General features: G+C 68.7%; 5 protein-coding genes. 2 read left to right on the top strand and 3 right to left on the bottom strand.

Features of this window, described 5'->3' with window-relative positions; translation table 11 throughout:
* Window positions 1-728: DUF4336 domain-containing protein (locus tag EQG76_RS16005; protein WP_159715224.1), on the bottom strand; the 728-nt coding region annotated here is incomplete at its 3' end.
* A gap of 13 nt (window positions 729-741) precedes the next feature.
* Complete coding sequence (locus EQG76_RS16000) at window positions 742-960, bottom strand: hypothetical protein (RefSeq protein WP_159715222.1); 219 nt, start codon at window positions 958-960, stop codon at window positions 742-744.
* 110 nt (window positions 961-1,070) lie between these two features.
* Between EQG76_RS16000 and EQG76_RS15995 the strand changes: the two genes are divergently transcribed.
* Entirely contained in the window at window positions 1,071-1,988 is a 918-nt protein-coding gene (locus EQG76_RS15995) for an NAD(P)/FAD-dependent oxidoreductase (protein WP_159715220.1), read from the top strand.
* 92 nt (window positions 1,989-2,080) lie between these two features.
* A complete protein-coding gene (locus EQG76_RS15990) occupies window positions 2,081-2,668 on the top strand; it encodes an exopolysaccharide biosynthesis protein (protein ID WP_200840851.1) in 588 nt (195 codons plus the stop codon).
* A gap of 19 nt (window positions 2,669-2,687) precedes the next feature.
* Here EQG76_RS15990 and EQG76_RS15985 read toward each other — a convergent pair.
* On the bottom strand, window positions 2,688-4,219 hold a 1,532-nt coding region (locus EQG76_RS15985; RefSeq protein WP_321573471.1), incomplete at its 5' end, for a calcium-binding protein.

The raw sequence follows: 4,219 nt of genomic DNA, 5'->3' as shown, positions 1-4,219 counted from the left end.
AGCCAGCGCAGCGAGCGGGCCAGCGCCAGCGTGCCGTCCCGCTCGAACCAGCGTCCGTGGCTGAAGATCACCCGTTCCGGTGCCAGGTCGATCAGGCGGCGCGCTGCCGGAGCGGCCTGGCTCCGCTTCATGTTGATGACCAGCCGCAGATAGATCGGTGCCTGCCCGTCCGGCGCGGCGCTGCCGACCAGATGCGTGCCCAGCCGCATCAGGGCAGGCAGCTTCTCCGTCTCCACGTTCACGACCAAGTCGGTCAGGAGCAGGGTGCGGCTCTTGCGGTGGAACAGCGCCACCTCCGCAAAGCCGCCGCCGCCCGGGACGACCACCTGCTCGATCTCGTCGGCCCATTCGGCCGGTGCCCGCCCGGACAGGTCGTGGTCGATCCGCAGGCCGGACTGCTGGACCTGCCGGCGTTCCCGCAGCCCCGGTGCCGCCCAGGTCACCGTGCCGGGACATTCCCGCTGCCAGGTCTGGAGATAGGACCAGTGCGCAATGTTCGGTGCCAGGAGGTGCCGGATCCGGCCGACCTCCTCCAGTTGCCGCCGGAGCGGCTGGTGGTAGCGGGTCGGCGAATGGAGGATTAGATCGCCGCTCGCCAGGCGCACCACCGCCATCCGGACCGGCATCGGTATGCCCAGCATCCGGTGCGGGCCGCTGTCGACGATCCAGATCCCATCCGCCACCGGCTTGAGCTGGTCGAGGGGCGGGTAGGTGACCGGGCCGGTCATGCTTGTGCTGCCATCAGCCGGGCGGCAGGATCGAGAGGCCGCGCTCGAGGAAACCACGGCTGCGCTCGTCGAAGCGGCCGTCCTCCTGCTCGCTGGCGGGCAGCATGTCGTCCCGGCCCTCCGGCCCGTCCAGGACGGTTCCCCGCTCCGAACGCCGGTCCGCCGGCCGGTCCGGTCCGGGCCTGCGCCGTGGTTCACGCTGGCGATCCTGGTTGTTCATCTTGCGCTCCATGCGGTTCCTTCTAGGAGAACCGCCCGTCCGGTCATGCCGTTCCATGGAACGTTCGGGCGCCGCCTCCCGTTGAGAGACCTTCTGGCATCGGACACGGCATTGGTTGGTTCATGGATTGCCTGATCATTGGCGGCGGCCCCGCGGGGCTGACTGCTGCGATCTATCTGGCTCGCTTCCGCCGGCGATGCCTGCTGGTCGATACCGGAGCGAGCCGAGCCGCCTGGATCCCGGTATCGCACAACCATCCGGGCTTCCCCGACGGGATCCCCGGCACCGAGCTCCTGGCGCGGATGCGCCAGCAGGCACAGCGCTACGGGGCGGAACTCGTCCTCGGCCGGATCGAGCGGCTGGAGTCGCGGCCCGGTGGTGGCTTCGTGGCGTGGCTGGACGACGGCAGCCGGCACGAGGCGGCGACCGTGCTGCTGGCGACCGGCACCGACGACGTCCCGCCGCCGCTCGATCTCTCCCACCTGGATGAGGCGGTGGCACGCGGCCTCCTGCGCTACTGCCCCATCTGCGATGCCTTCGAGATCATCGGCCGGCGCATCGCCCTTGCCGGATCCGGCAAATGCCGGATCCGCGAGGCGCTGCTCCTGCGCAGCTACACGGCCGATCTCAGCCTGCTCACCCTCCGGGAGCCCTGGGACCTGCCCGAGGACGAGCGCCGCACGCTTCAGGACGCCGGCATCGACATCATCGAGGCCCCCGCCACCGACCTCGCAATCGAGGGCGACTGCTTCGCCGTCCGGACGACGCGCGGCCAGACGCACCGGTTCGATTCGCTCTACGTGGCACTGGGCCTGCATGCCCGCTCCGCGCTCGCGATGGCCCTGGGCGCTGCGCACGACGCGGACGGTGCGCTCATTGTCGACGCGCACCAGCAGACCACCGTGCCCGGCCTCTATGCGGCGGGCGACGTGGTCCAGGGGCTGGCCCAGATCAGCGTGGCGATGGGCCAGGCCGCCATCGCGGCCACGGCGGTCCAGAACAGCCTGCCGCTGCGGCTTGCCCGGGAGGGCGATGGCTAGCGCCTTCCGCAGAACCGGTGGCCGTCTGGCAGGTTGGATGACTGCCGGGCCTAGCGGAAGCGGCACCCACTACTTCAGCCATGGATGCGGATTTGAGCGGAACAACCGAAGCGCGCAGCCTGGGCGACATCCTGGACGCGCTGGCCGAGCAGGGGAGGGAGCAGGACCAGGTGTCCGTGGACGAGATGAAGGAGGCGGTCGGCCAGCGCAGCTACGGGCCGTTCCTCCTGGTCCCGGCCCTTCTGGAGATGTCGCCGATCGGCGGGATCCCGGGCCTGCCCACGGTAATCGCCCTGCTGATTGTGATCGTCGCTGGCCAGATGCTGCTCGGGCGCGACCATCTGTGGATTCCGGGCTTTCTCGGCCGGCGCAGCGTGCAGGGCGAGCGGCTGGAGAAGGCCATGGACAAGATGCGCAGGATCGCCGGCTGGGCGGACCGGCTGTTCCACGGGCGGCTCACCTTCATGACCCGCGGCATCTGGGTCCGGATCATCGCCCTGCTCTGCATCCTCCTGTCGCTGACCGTGCCCGGCCTGGAGCTGATCCCGTTCGCCAGCACCTTCCCGATGGCGGCGATCGCCCTGTTCGGCATGGCGCTGCTGGTGGGCGACGGGCTGCTGGTCCTGCTGGGGCTGGCGGTGGTGATCGGCGGCGGGGTCTTCGGGCTGACTCAGATCTGAACGGACGGCGTCCCGCCGATCAGGTCACGAAGTCGGCGGCGGTCAGGCTGGTCACGCCGAACAAGGTGACCGTGCCATGGCCCAGGTCGCCGCCGGATGGCGGCAGGTCATGAGGCGGGATGCCATTGTCCGGCTGACCGGAGTGGCGCATCGTCACGGAGCCGAACAGTTCCCCGAGATTGATGGTGAGGCTGTCCGCTGACTGGCCATTGAAGCTCGCCATGGCCTTGCTGACGGCATGGTCGGCCTCGTCAATCACGCCGTTCCCGTCGGAATCCAGGTCTGATGGCCTGAAGTCGTAGCGCACATGAGTGCCCTCGGCCTCGAAGCTCTGCTGCCAGCTGATCGCCAGCCGGTCGCCGGGCGAGAAGTCGCTGATCAGATCGCTCACCTGGTCGAAATAGTAGTCTGGATAATCGGATGCCCCGTCCGGATTGTACATTCGATAGCTGAAAGTGTCGCTCCCATCGCCGCCGGTCAGGATGGCGGAGCCGTTGCCGCTCGAGATGACGTCGTTGCCGGCCCCACCGATGATCCGGTCGTCGCCATAGTCACCGAAGAGCCAGTCATTGCCGTCGCCGCCATCCAGCCGGTCGTCGCCATAGCCGCCATGCAGCTGGTCATCGCCGGCTTCGCCGCGCATGTTGTCGTCGAGCCAGCCGCCCAGGGCATGGTCGGCGCCGTCGCCGGCGAACAGGATCATCGAGCCGCTGCCCACGTCCTGAGCGTACCAGCCTTCGTAGGGCATCTCGATCCGATCGGCGCCGGCACCCGCATAGACCACGCTGGTTCCAGGCCCGGGCGCAAGATAGTCGTTGCCGTCTCCGCCGAGAATGAGATCGTTGCCCGTGCCGCCGAAGATCCGGTCGTCGCCGGCACCACCTTCGAGACGGTCGTCACCATCCTGGACTACGCCTTGATCGGTCCATTCTACCCCGTCGACAGGATCATCCTCGCGACCGGCGCCAGCGCCACCGAACAGCGTGTCGTTGCCGTCCCCGCCCATCAGCAGGTCATTGCCCAGCCCGCCATACAAGTCGTCCGGCCCATGCTGGCCATAGAGCTGGTCGTTGCCGGCATCGCCCCAGATCCGGTCGCGATTGTCGCCGCCCAGGATGGTGTCGTCGCCAGCACCACCGCTCAGTGCGTCGAACCCGGCATCGCCCCAGATCCGGTCGTTGCCACCCTCGCCGCGCAGCGCGTCGTTGCCGGCCCCGCCATAAAGGTCGTCATTGCCCTGGCTGGCCCAGACCTTGTCGTTGCCCGCATCACCCCACAGGCGGTCGCGGCCGTTGCCACCATAAAGCTCGTCGTCGCCCTCACTACCGCTCAACATGTTGAAGCCGTCTTGGCCCCACAGCTTGTCGTTGCCCGCCTCGCCGCGCAGCACGTCGTTGCCGGCCCCGCCATAGAGGTCGTCGTTGCCGGCCCCACCCCAGATCTTGTCGTGGCCCTCGTCGCCCCACAGCCGGTCACGGCCATTGCCGCCATGGATGAAATCATCGCCGGCGCCGCCGCTCACTAGGTCGTTGCCGTCCTCGCCATGGATCT

Source organism: Geminicoccus flavidas (assembly GCF_009806515.1).
Taxonomy (GTDB): Bacteria; Pseudomonadota; Alphaproteobacteria; order Geminicoccales; family Geminicoccaceae; genus Geminicoccus; species Geminicoccus flavidus.
This window is presented reverse-complemented; position numbering and strand designations above follow the sequence as displayed.